Below are 12952 nucleotides of genomic sequence, written 5' to 3'. Positions count from 1 at the left end.
ATCGATGTTCAGCCATCTGAACCTGCAGAGTCTGCTGGGTCTGTTCGTCATCGTCGCCGCTTGCTGGGCCCTGTCCGAGAACCGGCGCGCGTTTCCGTGGCGGCTGACCTTGGGGGCCATCGCGATTCAGGCGGCGCTGGTGCTGGCGCTGTTCGCCATTCCAGGCTCGCAGAACGTCCTGGCGGCCATCACCGGGGCGGTGGACGGCCTGAACACGGCGACCCAGCGGGGGACCCAGTTCGTGTTCGGCTATCTGGCGGGAGGCGACCAGCCCTATGCGGTGACCAATCAGCCGGCGCTGTTCACCTTCGCCTTCCAGGTGCTGCCGCTGATCCTCGTGATCTCGGCCCTGTCGGCCCTGCTGTGGCACTGGAAGATCCTGAAGTGGGTCACCCACGGCTTCGGCATCCTGTTCCAGCGGACGATGGGACTGGGCGGGGCCTCGGCCCTGGCGCTGGCGGCCAACATCTTCCTGGGCATGATCGAGAGCCCGATCGTGATCCGGGCCTATCTGGACAAGCTGACCCGGTCCGAGCTGTTCCTGATGATGGTGGTGGGGCTGGCGACCGTGGCCGGCTCGACCATGGTGGCCTATGCGGCGATCCTGTCGCCCGTCATGCAGAACGCGGCGGGCCATGTGCTGGTGGCCTCGATCGTATCCGCCCCGGCAGGCGTGCTGCTGGCCCGCATCATGATCCCGGAGACGCCGGGCGAGGGCGGGGCGCATGCCGACTATGAGTCCGCCCTGAAGTACGACAGCGCCATCGACGCCATCGTCAAGGGCACGGCCGACGGGCTGATGGTGGTGCTGAACATCTCGGCCGTGCTGATCGTGTTCGTGGCCCTGGTGGCGCTGGTCAATGTCATGCTGGGCGGCTTCTGGCTGTTCGGAGACGACGTCACGGTCGAGCGACTGCTGGGCTGGCTGTTCATGCCCGTGGCCTGGCTGACCGGGGTCGAGTGGTCCGAGGCGGGCAAGGCCGGCTGGCTGCTGGGGGTCAAGCTGACCCTGACCGAGTTCGTGGCCTTCATCGAACTGGGCAAGGTTCCGGCGGCCGAGATGAGCGAGCGGACGCGGATGCTGATGACCTACGCACTGTGCGGCTTCGCCAACATCGGCTCGGTCGGCATCACGGTGACGGGCCTCAGCGTGCTGATGCCCGAGCGACGCGAGGAGGTGCTGGGTCTGGTGTGGAAGGGGCTGTTCGCCGGCTTTCTGGCCACGCTGATGACCGCGGCCATTGTGGGGGCGATGCCGGCCGCCATATTCCGCTGACGCCGGAGACCGCACGATGAAGCTCTACACCTCGCACCGCGCCCCCAATCCGAGACGGGTGCGCTGGGTCATGGCCGAGAAGGGCATCGAGGATGTCGATCTGGTCGAGATCGACATCATGGTCGGCGAGCACAAGACGCCCGAATACCGGGCCCGCGTCGGCGTTCCCCATGTGCCGGCGCTGGAGCTGGACGACGGGACGACGATCTCGGAGTCCATCGCCATCGGCCGCTATCTGGAGGCCCTGTACCCCGAGCCCAACCTGTTCGGCGTCGATGCGCGCGAACAGGCGGTGATCGAGATGTGGACCCGGCGGTGCGAATTCTACCTCGCCAATCCGATCATGCTCAGCGTCCGCCATTCGCACCCGGCCCTGGCCGCCCTGGAAGCGGCGCAGATGCCGCAGCTGGCCGACTACAACCGGGTGGCGGCCGAGAAATTCATGAAGACGCTGGACCGCCGTCTGGCCGAGCATGAATTCCTCGCCGAGGACCGGTTCACCATCGCCGACATCGTCGCCGTGGTCGGTCTGGATTTCGCGCGGCTGATCAAATACCGCCCGCCGGAAGAGTTGACCCATCTGGCCCGATGGCTGGAAACCTGCCGGGCGCGGCCGGCGGCGAAGGCGGGCGCCTAGGCCGAAAAAACACAGTCCGAAGAGTCCGAAGAGTCCACTGAGTCCACTTCGTCCGGACCTGTCTGCTTCTGGATTCGATTGTCAAAGACCGGAACCGACACGGTTTCGGCCAATGAAGCATGCGCCTGCGTCAGTTTCGGACGTGGGACCGTCAGTCCTGATGCTCGACCACATGCCGCCCGCGCACCATGCGGACGAAGGGCAGGGGGCGGGCGGGGTGCGCCAGCCGCTCCGACACCTCGCCCAGCACGAAGCGGGTGATGGCGGGCAGGTCGACCGCGCGGGCCTCATCCAGCGGCAGCCAGGCGATCTCGTCCAGCTCGCCCGAACCGGCGGTCGGCTCGGGATGCAGCAAGGCCCTGGCGTCGGCCATGAAGAAGCGGGCGTCGAAGCGGCGGCTGCGGCCCGGCGGGGTGATGGCGCGGGCGACATAGGACAGGGCGGCCAGATCGGGCAGGGCGCCGGCGGCCCGGAACTCGCGCCACGGGCCGGCCACCGAGGCGGCGGGCGCGGGCTCGGCCAGCAGCAGGCCGGTCTCCTCGAAGGTCTCGCGCACGGCGGTCAGGGCGAGAGCGCGGGCGCGGCGGGTCGGCGTCTCGCGGGTCAGACGCGCCAGTTCGGCATGGGGCAGTTCGCTGGCCGAGGCCGCCGTGAAGTCCGCCCTATCGATGCGGCCGCCGGGGAAGACCCATTTCGCCGCCATGAAGACGTGGCCGGGCGCGCGGCGGCCCATCAGCACCTCGGGCGTCCCCTTGCGGACGCGCGTCAGGATCAGGGTAGCGGCGTCCTTAGGCCGTTTGCGGTCGCCGGTGGGCGGGGCGTCCCTGAGATCCTGGGCGGCGTCGAAGGGGGTTGAGGCAGGCATCGCCCGTCTCTAGCACGGGCGGCGGCCCAGCCTAGCGGCGCCCGGTTTGACCCGGCTCGTCGCCTCCGCACCTCACCCAGGGGCTCAGGCCTTGCGCCAGTAGATGACGAAAACGAACTCGCCTGGGCGCGCAGGGCTGGAGCCAAAGTGGCTGAGGTGCGCGGCCAGGCCCGGGATTCCCTCTCTGGCCCCGACGTCCTGCAGCCGGGTCAGCAGTCCGGCGACGCGGTCGCCGGCCACGTCGAGGCGGGTGGCGCCCGCCACCTCGCACAGGGTCGCGCTGCAGTTGACGCCGAGAGATTCGACGCCGTCGGCGGGTTCGAGAATCGCATTGTAGCGCCGGGTTAGAAGCGCCTCGGTCGCGGGCGACCACGCCGGATCGCGCGCGCCTGACGCTTCCGCGTGCAGGGCGGCCATGTCGGGCGCTTGCTGCTGTTGCGAAAGGATGTCGGCCACCAACGGCTGACCTCGGCCGGTCGGTTCGGAGGCGGGCGGGGCGGCGGTCTGCTGCGCGAGCAGAGCGACGGCGATCAGGCCTGCGGCGATCATCGGAAGACTCCATCGTCTGAGAAGCGACACGCGGCGGAGGGGCGGCGCGTCTGGACGACGGAGGTCTGGCGGGCTGGCCGGGTCGGAGGCCAGATCGATTAATTCGTGACGATTTTCTTGTGTGATCAGCAGGCGGGCGATCTCACGGCTGCTGGCGCGGCCGGTCTTGCGCCGGGCGTTGCGGAAACGCTCGTTGACGGCGGCGACGGAGAGCCCCTTCAGCGTGGCGATGGACTTCGCGGTGTGGCCGCGCCCGAGCAGGATCAGCAACTCGCGCTCGACCGGATTGAGCCGGTCGAGAGGTTCCGAAGATGAGGGCCCGGGCGCTGGCATCGCCTACCGCCGCTTGCCCTTGCGCACGCCCTTCAGCCCGCCCGAGGGCCGGCCGCCCTTGGGCGGCTTGGGTCCGCCGGGACGGCCGCCGCCGCGTTTGGGGAAGTCGCCGCCGCCCCGGCCGCGCACGCCCAGACGGGCCGCGGGGGCGTTGGGATCGCGCGGCGCGGGTTCGGACAGCATTTCGAACACCAGACCGCCGGTGATGGGGGTGGCCTCCTTCAGCCTGACCTCGACCGTGCGGCCCAGGGTCCAGCGCTGACCCGAGCGCTCGCCGATCAGGGCGTGCTGCTTCTCATCGTGGTGGAAATATTCCCCGCCCAGCGAGGAGACGGGCACCAGGCCGTCGGCGCCGGTTTCCTCCAGTCGCACGAACAGGCCGAAGCGGGTCACGCCAGTGATGCGGCCCGGGAAGATGGCACCCACCCGCTCCTGCAGGAAGGCGGCCATGTAGCGGTCCATGGCGGCGCGCTCGGCGGCCATCGAGCGGCGCTCGGTCATGGTCACCTGTTCGGCGATGGCGGGCAGTTCGACGACCTCTCGCTCGGTCAGGCCGTCCTTGCCGAGCCCCAGGGCGCGAATCAGGCCGCGGTGGACGATCAGGTCGGAATAGCGCCGGATCGGCGAGGTGAAGTGGGCGTAGCGGTCGAGGTTCAGGCCGAAGTGGCCGACGTTCTCGGCCGAATAGATGGCCTGCATCTGGCTGCGCAGAACGACCTCGTTGACGACCTCGGCGTGGTCGCCGCCGCGGGTTTCGTCCAGCAGCTTGTTGAACCGCTTGGTCGTGGCGGGCTCGCCCCTGGTCCAGGGCTTGCCGATGGTCTGGAGGAAGTCGCCGAGGTTGAACAGCTTCTCCTGGCTGGGGGCGTCGTGGACGCGATAGAGCAGGGGGGTGCGCTTCTGCTCCAGCGTTTCGGCGGCGCAGACGTTGGCCTGGATCATCATCTCCTCGATCAGCCGGTGGGCCTCGAGGCTGACGCGGGGCTCGATCGAGATGATCTGGCCCTGGTCGTTCATGCGAATGCGGCGTTCCGGGCTTTCGATGGCCAGGGGGCTGCGCTTCATCCGGCCCTTCAGCATGGTCCGGTAGGCGTTCCACAGCGGATAGAGGATGGCCTCCATGATCGGGCCGGTCGCATCGTCGGCCTGGCCGTCGATGGCGGCCTGGGCCTGTTCGTAGGACAGCTTGGCCTGCGACCGCATCAGGCCGCGGACGAACTTGTGCCCCGTCTTTCGGCCGTCCTTGTCGAAGACCATGCGCACGGCCATGCAGGCGCGGTTCTCGCCCTCCTTGAGGCTGCACAGGCCGTTGGACAGGCGCTCGGGCAGCATCGGCTCGACGCGGTCGGGGAAGTAGGTGGAGTTGCCCTTGTCGCGCGCCTCGCGGTCGAGATGGGTGTTGGGCCGGACATAGGCGGCGACGTCAGCGATGGCGACCCAGACGACCCAGCCGTCGGCGTTCCTGGGGTCCTCGTCGCGCATGGCGTAGACGGCGTCGTCGTGGTCGCGGGCGTCGGCGGGGTCAATGGTGATCAGCGGCAGGTCGCGCAGGTCCTCGCGGCCCTTCAGAGACGGAAGCTCCTGGTCCTCGGCCTCCTTCTCGACGGCTTCCGAGAAGCCCATCGGCACATTGTGGGCGGCGATGGCGATCAGGGAGGCGGCGCGGGCGTCGCCCTCATGCCCGATCTTCTCGAGGATCTTGCCGCGTTTCGGGCCGTAGCGCTGGTCGCCCTTCTCGATGGCGGCCAGGACCAGGTCGCCGTCGCGCAGACCCTCGGCCTGGGCGTGGGGGACCAGCAGCACGTCTTTCGACTTGCGGTCGACGGGTTCGACCCGGACCTCCTTGTTGGACTTGCGGATGACGCCCAGCACCTTGTTGGCGCCGGCGTCGAGGGTCTTGATCAGCCGGGCTTCCCAGCCATCCTCGCCGCGGATGAATTTGACCAGGACGCGGTCGCCCATGCCGGGCGCGGGGCCGGGCTTGTCGTTGTCGGGGACCAGCAGGGCGCGCGGGGCGTCGGCCGAGGCCTCGACCAGACGGACGTAGAGTTCGCCGTCCATGTCGCGCTCGACCACGTCGGCGACGCCGACGGCGGGCATGGCGCCGACCTCGGCGAAGCCCTTGCGGCCGCGCTTGCCCAACTTTCCGGCTTCCTCAAGGGCGCGGATCATTTCGCGCAGGGCGCGGCGCTCGCCGCCCTTCAGGCCGAAGTGGCGCGCGATATCGGTTTTCTCGGCTGATCCGGCTTCGCGGAGGAAGGCGATCAGCGTTTCTTCGTCGGGGAGTCCGGCGACGGGCCGGCGGGGTGATTTGCTCATTTGTATCCTTGATAACGCACGACCGGCCTCTTCGGAGGCGAAATCTTGCGCGGCTTGTGATGGACAGGGGCTGCGCCTAGCTTCCGGCGCGAAACCTCTGGAGTGATTGAATGTCGTTGGCCGCCACGCCCGTCCTGTCCGGTCCGACCGGCTCGTTGCTGGACCTGATCGGCAAGACGCCGATGGTGGAGGTGACGAAGATCGACACCGGCCCGTGCCGTCTGTTCCTGAAGCTGGAGGCGCAGAACCCGGGCGGGTCGATCAAGGACCGCATCGCCCTGTCGATGATCGCAGCGGCCGAGGCGGAGGGGTTTCTGAAGCCCGGCGGGACCATCGTCGAGGCGACGGCCGGCAACACCGGTCTGGCGCTGACGCTGGTGGGTCAGGCCAAGGGCTATAAGGTGCTTCTGGTCATCCCGGACAAGATGTCCAAGGAAAAAATCCAGCATCTCAGGGCCATGGGCGCCGATGTTCGCCTGACGCGTTCGGACGTGCCGCACGGGCATCCCGAATACTACACCGACATGGCCGAGCGGCTGGCGCAGCAGATCCCGGGCGGATTCTACGTCAACCAGTTCGCCAACGACGCCAACTCCCTGGCCCATTTCCAGACCACGGGGCCCGAGATCTGGCAGCAGATGGGCGGCGACATCGACGCCTTCGTGGCCGGCATCGGCTCGGGCGGGACCATCACGGGCGTCGCCCGTTACCTCAAGAGCGTCGGCTCGAAGGCGAAGGTCATCCTCGCCGACCCGGTCGGCTCGACCCTGGCCGGCATCGTCAACGAGGGCGTGCCGGGCCCGGAGGGCAGCTACACGGTCGAGGGCATCGGCCAGAATTTCGTGCCGGACACGGCCGATATGAGCCTGATCGACAAGGCCTATTCGATCCCGGACGCGGAGGCGATCGCGACGGTGCGCGAACTGTTACTCAAGGAAGGCGTGCTGGCCGGGTCGTCATCGGGCACCCTGATCGCCGCCGCCCTGCGCTGGTGCCGCGAGCAGACGGAGCCGAAGCGGGTCGTGACCTTCGTCTGCGACACCGGGGCCAAATATCTGTCCAAGGTCTACAACGACGCCTGGCTGGCCGATCAGGGGCTGGGCGGGCAACCGCTTCATGGCGACCTTTCGGACCTGATCTCGCGCAAATACGAGAAGGGCGACGTCGTGGTGGCCGGGCCGGACGATACGCTGGACACCGCCTTCAAGCGGATGCGCGGCGCGGACGTGTCACAGCTGCCGATCATCCAGGACGGGCGGCTGGTGGGGATCCTGGACGAGAGCGACATCGTCCATGTGATGAACACCGACGAGATCACCCGCCAGGAGCGGTTCAAGAAGCCGGTCGGCACGGTCATGACGCGCGACCTCGATACGGTTCAGGTCGGCGAGAGCCTGGACGCCCTGATTCCCCTGTTCGACCGCGACCGCGTGGCCATCGTGCTGGACGGCGAGAAATTCGTCGGCCTGATCACCCGCACCGACCTGATCAACCACCTCAGCCTGAACCGATAGAGCCATGGCCAGCCTCAAGAACAGCCAGGGTTTCTCGACCCGCGCCATCCACGCCGGTCAGCGGCCCGATCCGACGACGGGCGCGGTGATGACGCCGATCTACGCCACCTCGACCTACGCCCAGGAAAGCCCGGGCGTGAACAAGGGCTATGAATACGCCCGCGGCAAGAACCCGACGCGCGAGGCGTTCGAGGCCTGTCTGGCGGATCTGGAGGGCGGGACCCACGGCTTCGGCTTCGCCAGCGGCATGGCGGCGACCTCGACCGCGCTGGAACTGCTGGACGCCGGATCGCACATCGTCACCGGCGACGACCTGTACGGCGGCTCGTGGCGGCTGTTCGAGCGGGTGCGGCGCCGGTCGATGGGGCTGGACTTCGCCTATGTCGATCTCAGCGACCTGGCGAAGGTCGAGGCGGCGATCACGCCGAAGACGAAGCTGATCTGGGCCGAGACCCCGACCAATCCGCTGATGAAGCTGGCCGACATCGAGGGCCTGTCGCGCATCGCGAAGAAGCACGGCCTGCTGCTGATCGTCGACAACACCTTCGCCACGCCGTGGAGCCAGCAGCCGCTCAAGCTGGGCGCCGACGTGGTCATGCATTCGGCGACCAAATATCTGAACGGCCACTCGGACATCATCGGCGGGGCGCTGGTGACGGCGAACCCCGAGCTGGCGAAGGAGATCAAGTTCCTCCAGAATTCGGTCGGCGGGGTGATGGGGCCGTTCGACGCCTTCCTGGCCAACCGGGGCCTGAAGACCCTGGGTCTGCGCATGAAGGCGCACAATGAGAACGCCATGGCCGTGGCGCGCTGGCTGGAGGACCGCAAAGGGGTGGCGAAGGTCATCTATCCGGGGCTGATCAGCCACCCGCAGCACGCGCTGGCCTCACGGCAGATGAACGGCCAGTACGGCGGCATGGTCACGGTCCTGATCGACGGCGATCTGGAGCGGACCAAGCGGGTGCTGGAACGGGTCCGGGTCTTCACCCTGGCGGAATCGCTGGGCGGGGTCGAAAGCCTGGTCAATCATCCGGCCATCATGACCCACGCCTCGGTGCCCAAGGAGGTGCGCGAGGCGGGCGGCGTGACCGACAACCTGATCCGGCTGTCGGTCGGCGTGGAGGAGGTCGCGGACCTGATCGCGGACCTGGATCAGGCGCTGGGCTGAGCCCTACGGGGCGACGCGCCAGCCGTCTTCGCGCCGAATCCAGAGGACCATGTCTTCGGCGTCGGGGCGGGGCAGGCCGTTGACCGTGACGAGAGCACGAAGTGAGCCGTCGGGCTTGGGATGGTAGGTTGAACAGTACTCGCCCGTTCCGATGGTTTCCCGCATGCTCGCGGCGACCGCGGATCGCGCCGAGGACATTGCCTCGCCTTCCAGCGTGTTGCCGTTGACCTCTATCGTCCGGATGTGGCGATCGTCGAAGGCGTCGGTTGCGCACACCGCGCCGTCCCGGACATACACCGCACTGCGGGCACGCAAGATAACAAAGGGCTCCTCGTTGAGCATGTTCTCCGCGTCGTTGATGATCCGGCCGTCCGGCTCGAAGAGGTATGAGCCGATGGCGCGGCACGTCTTCCGTTCGACATCAGGAGTGTAGCACTGGACTTGGCCATCACGGGCTGGCGCAAGCGGATCGGGATCAGTCAGCGCCGTAATGGCCAGAACGACAAATGCCATCAGGATCATTCTCAGCCCCTATCGTCCGCGACGCGCTCGCGTCGTCACCGGCATCATCGCAGGACGGGGCTTGGAACGGAAGGCGGCTCAGGCGGCCTTGCTGTCCGGCAGGGCGGTCTGGTGGCCGCTGGCGGGGACGACCTTCTTCTTGGCCGGGGCGCGGGGCTTCTTGACGGCGGTGGTCGTCTTGTCGGCGGCGCGACGGGCGACTTCGGCGTCGATCAGGGGAATGACGTCGGCGGCGGAGGCGATCTGCGTCGGCGAGGCGGTGGTCGAGGCGGACAGGCGCAGGGCGTTCAGGCGCAGGGCCTTCAGGTCCGGGTCGCTCATGGTCGGGATCATGTCGGCAAGCGGGGTCATCGAAGTCTCCTGGAGTTGAAAAGCAGTCGGGCCGGCGCCTGTTCGGCGGCCGGCCCTTCCGTCAGCCAGGATCAATCCCGGCAGGGTCGCTTGTCGGAAACTATTCGGCGGCCTTGAGGCGACCGGCCGATTCCTTGCCCGAACGCGAGTCGCGTTCGACTTCGTAGGAAATCTTCTGGTTTTCGTTCAGCGTGCCCAGGTCGGACGTTTCGACAGCCGAGGCGTGGACGAAAACGTCCTTGCCGCCGTCATCGGGGGCGATGAAACCATAGCCCTTGGTGGAGTTGTACCATTTTACAGTGCCGGTAGCCATTTTGAGACCTCCGTTAGGCGTTGACCGCCGGAAGAGGTTCCGGGTCGGCCTGTCGGGTCTGAATGGGATCGGCTTTGGACCTCGGTGCGCGATGCAAAGGGGCAGCAGCGTTTCGCAAGAGATCGACGAAGCCCCAGATGGGCGCTTTCCGGCCCAATAGCAAGCGTTGCTGCGCCAGACGGCAAAACGGCGGCGCGGGCCTTCGCCTGCGCCGCCGTCGAAATCATGCGTCGGTCAGGCCGACGCGTGAACTCAGCCTTCGGTCTTCAGCTGACCAGCCGATTCCTTGCCCGAACGCTTGTCGCGCTCGATTTCGTAGGAAACCTTCTGGTTTTCATCCAGGCCGCGCAGGCCCGCCTGCTCGACGGCCGAGATGTGGACGAAGACGTCCTTGCCGCCGTCGTCAGGCTGGATGAAGCCGTAGCCCTTGGTGGAGTTGAACCATTTAACAGTGCCGGTAGCCATTTTCAGGACCTCCGCTAGCGTTGGCCTCAGGGAAGAGCCCCTGGAGCCTGTCGGGTCTGAAAGGAGCGGCTAGACCTCAGTGCGAAAGCAGAGGGTGGCGTTTCGCAGAGAGATCGACAAAACGCTTTTGACGCGTCGGCGCGGCAAAATCAAGCCGTGGGCTACTCAGCCGCCTCGCCCTCGGGCGCGGCGACATAGTGTTCCTGGCACAGCTTGCGCAGGGCGGCGGTCAGGGTGGGGCCGTACAGGGAGTCCTGGATGCGCTCGAAGCCTTCGGCCTGGAGGGTCGTCTTGATCTCGCCTACGGTGCGGCATCCCCCGCCGCGCGCCAGTTCATAGGCGCGTTCGAGGGTGGTGGGACGATGGTTGCTCATCGCTCCTAGATAGGAGCTCCACCGCAAAAAGCGAGGCTTCAGAAGGCGATGCTGATCCCGGCGACGAGGGCGTCGGCATATTGTTCGCCCGGAACGTCGGCGTCGGTCGCGTGATAGCGGATATCGGCCTCAAGATTTTCGGTCAGGGCGTAGGTGAAGCCGGCGTTCCAGCCGGTGTAGTCGATGCTGTTGTCCTGCTCGCGCCGGCCGATGGAGGCGGTGGCTTCCAGCTTGGGCGTGAACTCCCAGCCGAGGCGGGCCTCGTACCAGGTCCAGGCCCGGGTCGAGCCCGTGCCGTCGGGCGAGTGCTGCAGGCGCAGGCGGCCGCTGGCGGGGCCGATGGAACGTTTGACGTCGGCCGTGAACTCCCAGGCGTTGTCGTCCGTGCCCGGATTGGCGTCGATCTGCTGCTTCCAGGTGGCGTTGAGATCGAGGTCGAAGCCGGCGACCTGCGGCGTGTAGCCGGCGCCAATCTCCATTTCGAGCTCCGAGCCGATCGAGCTCTTGATCGTTTCGAGGCCGGCCCCGCCGTAGAACAGGCCTGACGCGCTTTCCCATTCCGCCTGGCCCCAGACATAGGCCTCGCCGTCCGACTTGGAGGCGTCCTTGGAGCGGTTGTCGGTCGCCGCGCCGAAGGCGAAGGACCAGCTTCCGGCGGCGGGCGCGGCCTCCTGGGCGGCGGCGGAACCGGCGAAGGCCAGCAGGGCCGTGGCGGTGGTCGTCAGGGTGCGGATCATGTGAGTCGGCCTCGTTGAACGAGGCGGGGTCTAGAGACGGTTCTTGTCGAATTTGTCACAGGCTTGCGAAAATTCGTCCGTCAGCCGACCGACAAGCTGCGCCGTGGGCAGGATGTCACGCACCGCCCCCGCGCCCTGACCGGCCGACCAGACGGTCTTCCAGGCCTTGGCTTCGTCGCCCATGTCCAGCTTGTGCTCGGGCAGGGATTTCGGATCGATGCCGTTCTCGACCAGCGACGGGGTCAGGAAGTTCGCGGGAATGCCGGACACGGCGGCGGTGTAGGTGATGTCCATCGAGCCGGCCTCGACGATCATCTCCTTGTAGTGGGGCTGGGCGCCGCTTTCGGTCGTGGCGATGAAGCGGGTGCCCATATAGGCGAAGTCGGCGCCCATCATCAGGGCCGCGGCCACGTCGCCGCCGGTCGACAGGCAGCCGGACAGGATGATGGTCCCGTCGAAGAAGGAGCGCACCTCGTCGACGAGGGCGAAGGGATTGACCACCCCGGCGTGGCCGCCCGCGCCGTTGGCCACCAGGATCAGGCCGTCGACGCCCGCCTGGGCCGCCTTGCGGGCGTGGCGGACGTTGGCGATGTCGTGGAAGACCACGCCGCCGTAGCCGTGCACCGCCTCGACCACGTCGCGCACGGCGCCCAGGGAGGTGATGACCAGCGGAACCTTCTCCTCGACCGTCACCATCATGTCGGCCATCAGCCGGGGGTTGGTCGGGTGGACGATGTGGTTGACCCCGAAGGCGGCGGCGTCGGGCGTCAGCCGGCCCTTGATGTCGCGGATCCAGTCCTTGTAGCCCTCGGTGGTGCGGGCGTTCAGCGAGGGGAAGGTTCCGATCACCCCCGCGTTGCAGGCCTCGACCACCAGGTCCGGTCCGGAGACCAGAAACATCGGCGCCGCGATGACCGGCAGCTTCAGGCCCTTTTGCAGCGATGCCGGAATGGCCATGGCGGTGTTCCCCGTTGTCTTTCGCTACGGATAGCGGGGTGTCGCCGGGGAAGGCAACGCTTCTTCAGCCCGATGATGACGGGATCGGGCGAACCGGCTACATCCCCGCCATGACCACCGACACCTCAGGCCTGCACCAGCTGGGCCAGCACACCATTCAGCCCACAAGCCCGGAAACGGCCGAGCTGGAGCGGGCGCCCAATCCCCACGCCGGGACCCTGTATCTGACGCGCTTCACCGCGCCGGAGTTCACCAGCCTGTGCCCGGTGACGGGCCAGCCGGATTTCGCCCACATCGTCATCGACTATGCGCCGGGCGACTGGCTGGTCGAGTCCAAGAGCCTGAAGCTGTACCTGACCAGTTTCCGCAACCACGGCGCCTTCCACGAGGACTGCACCGTGGCCATCGGCAAGAAGATCGCCGATCTGCTGCAGCCGAAATGGCTGAGAATCGGCGGCTACTGGTATCCGCGCGGCGGCATACCGATCGACGTCTTCTGGCAGACGGGCCCGGCGCCCGAGGGGCTGTGGCTGCCGGACCAGGGCGTGCCGACGTATCGCGGGCGGGGGTAG

The 12952-nt window shown here is 67.5% G+C and carries 15 protein-coding genes; 5 read left to right on the top strand and 10 right to left on the bottom strand.

Annotation, left to right across the window (positions count from 1 at the left end; translation table 11 throughout):
• The first annotated feature begins 4 nt into the window (after positions 1-4).
• Complete coding sequence (locus VN378_RS07540) at positions 5-1276, top strand: NupC/NupG family nucleoside CNT transporter (protein ID WP_325742489.1); 1272 nt, start codon at positions 5-7, stop codon at positions 1274-1276.
• Between the two features lie 16 nt (positions 1277-1292).
• Positions 1293-1913, top strand: a complete 621-nt coding sequence (locus tag VN378_RS07535; RefSeq protein WP_325742487.1) for a glutathione S-transferase — start codon at positions 1293-1295, stop codon at positions 1911-1913.
• A gap of 151 nt (positions 1914-2064) precedes the next feature.
• On the opposite strand, the gene VN378_RS07530 is transcribed toward VN378_RS07535, so the two are convergent.
• The 3 genes from VN378_RS07530 to rnr form a co-directional block, all read right to left on the bottom strand.
• A complete protein-coding gene (locus VN378_RS07530; protein WP_325742485.1) occupies positions 2065-2778 on the bottom strand; it encodes an NUDIX hydrolase in 714 nt (237 codons plus the stop codon).
• Positions 2779-2862: 84 nt separating this feature from the next.
• The gene (locus tag VN378_RS07525; RefSeq protein ID WP_325742482.1) at positions 2863-3597 is read right to left on the bottom strand and encodes a hypothetical protein; all 735 of its coding nucleotides are present in this window, start codon (positions 3595-3597) and stop codon (positions 2863-2865) included.
• 66 nt (positions 3598-3663) lie between these two features.
• Positions 3664-5979: a ribonuclease R gene (gene rnr, locus VN378_RS07520; RefSeq protein ID WP_325742480.1), complete on the bottom strand. Its 2316-nt coding sequence runs from the start codon at positions 5977-5979 to the stop codon at positions 3664-3666.
• A 110-nt stretch (positions 5980-6089) separates the two neighbouring features.
• On the opposite strand from rnr, the gene VN378_RS07515 reads away from it, so the two are divergent.
• Complete coding sequence (locus tag VN378_RS07515) at positions 6090-7493, top strand: cystathionine beta-synthase (RefSeq protein WP_325742478.1); 1404 nt, start codon at positions 6090-6092, stop codon at positions 7491-7493.
• A gap of 4 nt (positions 7494-7497) precedes the next feature.
• Positions 7498-8661, top strand: coding sequence for a cystathionine gamma-synthase (locus VN378_RS07510; RefSeq protein ID WP_325742476.1), 1164 nt, complete (start codon positions 7498-7500; stop codon positions 8659-8661).
• 3 nt (positions 8662-8664) lie between these two features.
• Here VN378_RS07510 and VN378_RS07505 read toward each other — a convergent pair whose 3' ends face one another.
• From VN378_RS07505 to VN378_RS07475, 7 genes are all read right to left on the bottom strand, one after another.
• Positions 8665-9183 carry a hypothetical protein gene (locus VN378_RS07505; RefSeq protein ID WP_325742474.1) on the bottom strand — a complete coding sequence of 173 codons (519 nt, stop codon included), beginning with the start codon at positions 9181-9183 and terminating at the stop codon, positions 8665-8667.
• Between the two features lie 78 nt (positions 9184-9261).
• Positions 9262-9534, bottom strand: a complete 273-nt coding sequence (locus VN378_RS07500) for a hypothetical protein (protein ID WP_325742472.1) — start codon at positions 9532-9534, stop codon at positions 9262-9264.
• 100 nt (positions 9535-9634) lie between these two features.
• Positions 9635-9847: a cold-shock protein gene (locus tag VN378_RS07495; protein WP_055828885.1), complete on the bottom strand. Its 213-nt coding sequence runs from the start codon at positions 9845-9847 to the stop codon at positions 9635-9637.
• A 252-nt stretch (positions 9848-10099) separates the two neighbouring features.
• Positions 10100-10312: a cold-shock protein gene (locus tag VN378_RS07490; protein ID WP_055828888.1), complete on the bottom strand. Its 213-nt coding sequence runs from the start codon at positions 10310-10312 to the stop codon at positions 10100-10102.
• A 161-nt stretch (positions 10313-10473) separates the two neighbouring features.
• Positions 10474-10686 (bottom strand): hypothetical protein, encoded by a 213-nt coding sequence (locus VN378_RS07485; protein ID WP_325742469.1) that lies wholly within the window; start codon positions 10684-10686, stop codon positions 10474-10476.
• Between the two features lie 38 nt (positions 10687-10724).
• Positions 10725-11423 carry a TorF family putative porin gene (locus VN378_RS07480; protein ID WP_325742467.1) on the bottom strand — a complete coding sequence of 233 codons (699 nt, stop codon included), beginning with the start codon at positions 11421-11423 and terminating at the stop codon, positions 10725-10727.
• Between the two features lie 30 nt (positions 11424-11453).
• The gene (locus tag VN378_RS07475) at positions 11454-12380 is read right to left on the bottom strand and encodes a nitronate monooxygenase family protein (RefSeq protein ID WP_325742465.1); all 927 of its coding nucleotides are present in this window, start codon (positions 12378-12380) and stop codon (positions 11454-11456) included.
• Between the two features lie 110 nt (positions 12381-12490).
• On the opposite strand from VN378_RS07475, the gene queF reads away from it, so the two are divergent.
• Positions 12491-12952, top strand: coding sequence for a preQ(1) synthase (gene queF / locus VN378_RS07470; RefSeq protein WP_325742464.1), 462 nt, complete (start codon positions 12491-12493; stop codon positions 12950-12952).

This window comes from Brevundimonas sp. (assembly GCF_035561115.1).
Classification (GTDB): Bacteria; Pseudomonadota; Alphaproteobacteria; order Caulobacterales; family Caulobacteraceae; genus Brevundimonas.
This window is presented reverse-complemented; position numbering and strand designations above follow the sequence as displayed.

Bases quoted from the DNA above. Each gene is read 5' to 3' on its own strand.
- queF (WP_325742464.1), top strand. From the start codon at position 12,491: ATGACCACCGACACCTCAGGCCTGCACCAGCTGGGCCAGCACACCATT.
- VN378_RS07535 (WP_325742487.1), top strand. From the start codon at position 1,293: ATGAAGCTCTACACCTCGCACCGCGCCCCCAATCCGAGACGGGTGCGC.
- VN378_RS07510 (WP_325742476.1), top strand. From the start codon at position 7,498: ATGGCCAGCCTCAAGAACAGCCAGGGTTTCTCGACCCGCGCCATCCAC.
- rnr (WP_325742480.1), bottom strand. From the start codon at position 5,979: ATGAGCAAATCACCCCGCCGGCCCGTCGCCGGACTCCCCGACGAAGAA.
- VN378_RS07490 (WP_055828888.1), bottom strand. From the start codon at position 10,312: ATGGCTACCGGCACTGTTAAATGGTTCAACTCCACCAAGGGCTACGGC.
- VN378_RS07515 (WP_325742478.1), top strand. From the start codon at position 6,090: ATGTCGTTGGCCGCCACGCCCGTCCTGTCCGGTCCGACCGGCTCGTTG.
- VN378_RS07480 (WP_325742467.1), bottom strand. From the start codon at position 11,423: ATGATCCGCACCCTGACGACCACCGCCACGGCCCTGCTGGCCTTCGCC.
- VN378_RS07485 (WP_325742469.1), bottom strand. From the start codon at position 10,686: ATGAGCAACCATCGTCCCACCACCCTCGAACGCGCCTATGAACTGGCG.
- VN378_RS07500 (WP_325742472.1), bottom strand. From the start codon at position 9,534: ATGACCCCGCTTGCCGACATGATCCCGACCATGAGCGACCCGGACCTG.
- VN378_RS07505 (WP_325742474.1), bottom strand. From the start codon at position 9,183: ATGATCCTGATGGCATTTGTCGTTCTGGCCATTACGGCGCTGACTGAT.
- VN378_RS07540 (WP_325742489.1), top strand. From the start codon at position 5: ATGTTCAGCCATCTGAACCTGCAGAGTCTGCTGGGTCTGTTCGTCATC.
- VN378_RS07495 (WP_055828885.1), bottom strand. From the start codon at position 9,847: ATGGCTACCGGCACTGTAAAATGGTACAACTCCACCAAGGGCTATGGT.
- VN378_RS07475 (WP_325742465.1), bottom strand. From the start codon at position 12,380: ATGGCCATTCCGGCATCGCTGCAAAAGGGCCTGAAGCTGCCGGTCATC.
- VN378_RS07530 (WP_325742485.1), bottom strand. From the start codon at position 2,778: ATGCCTGCCTCAACCCCCTTCGACGCCGCCCAGGATCTCAGGGACGCC.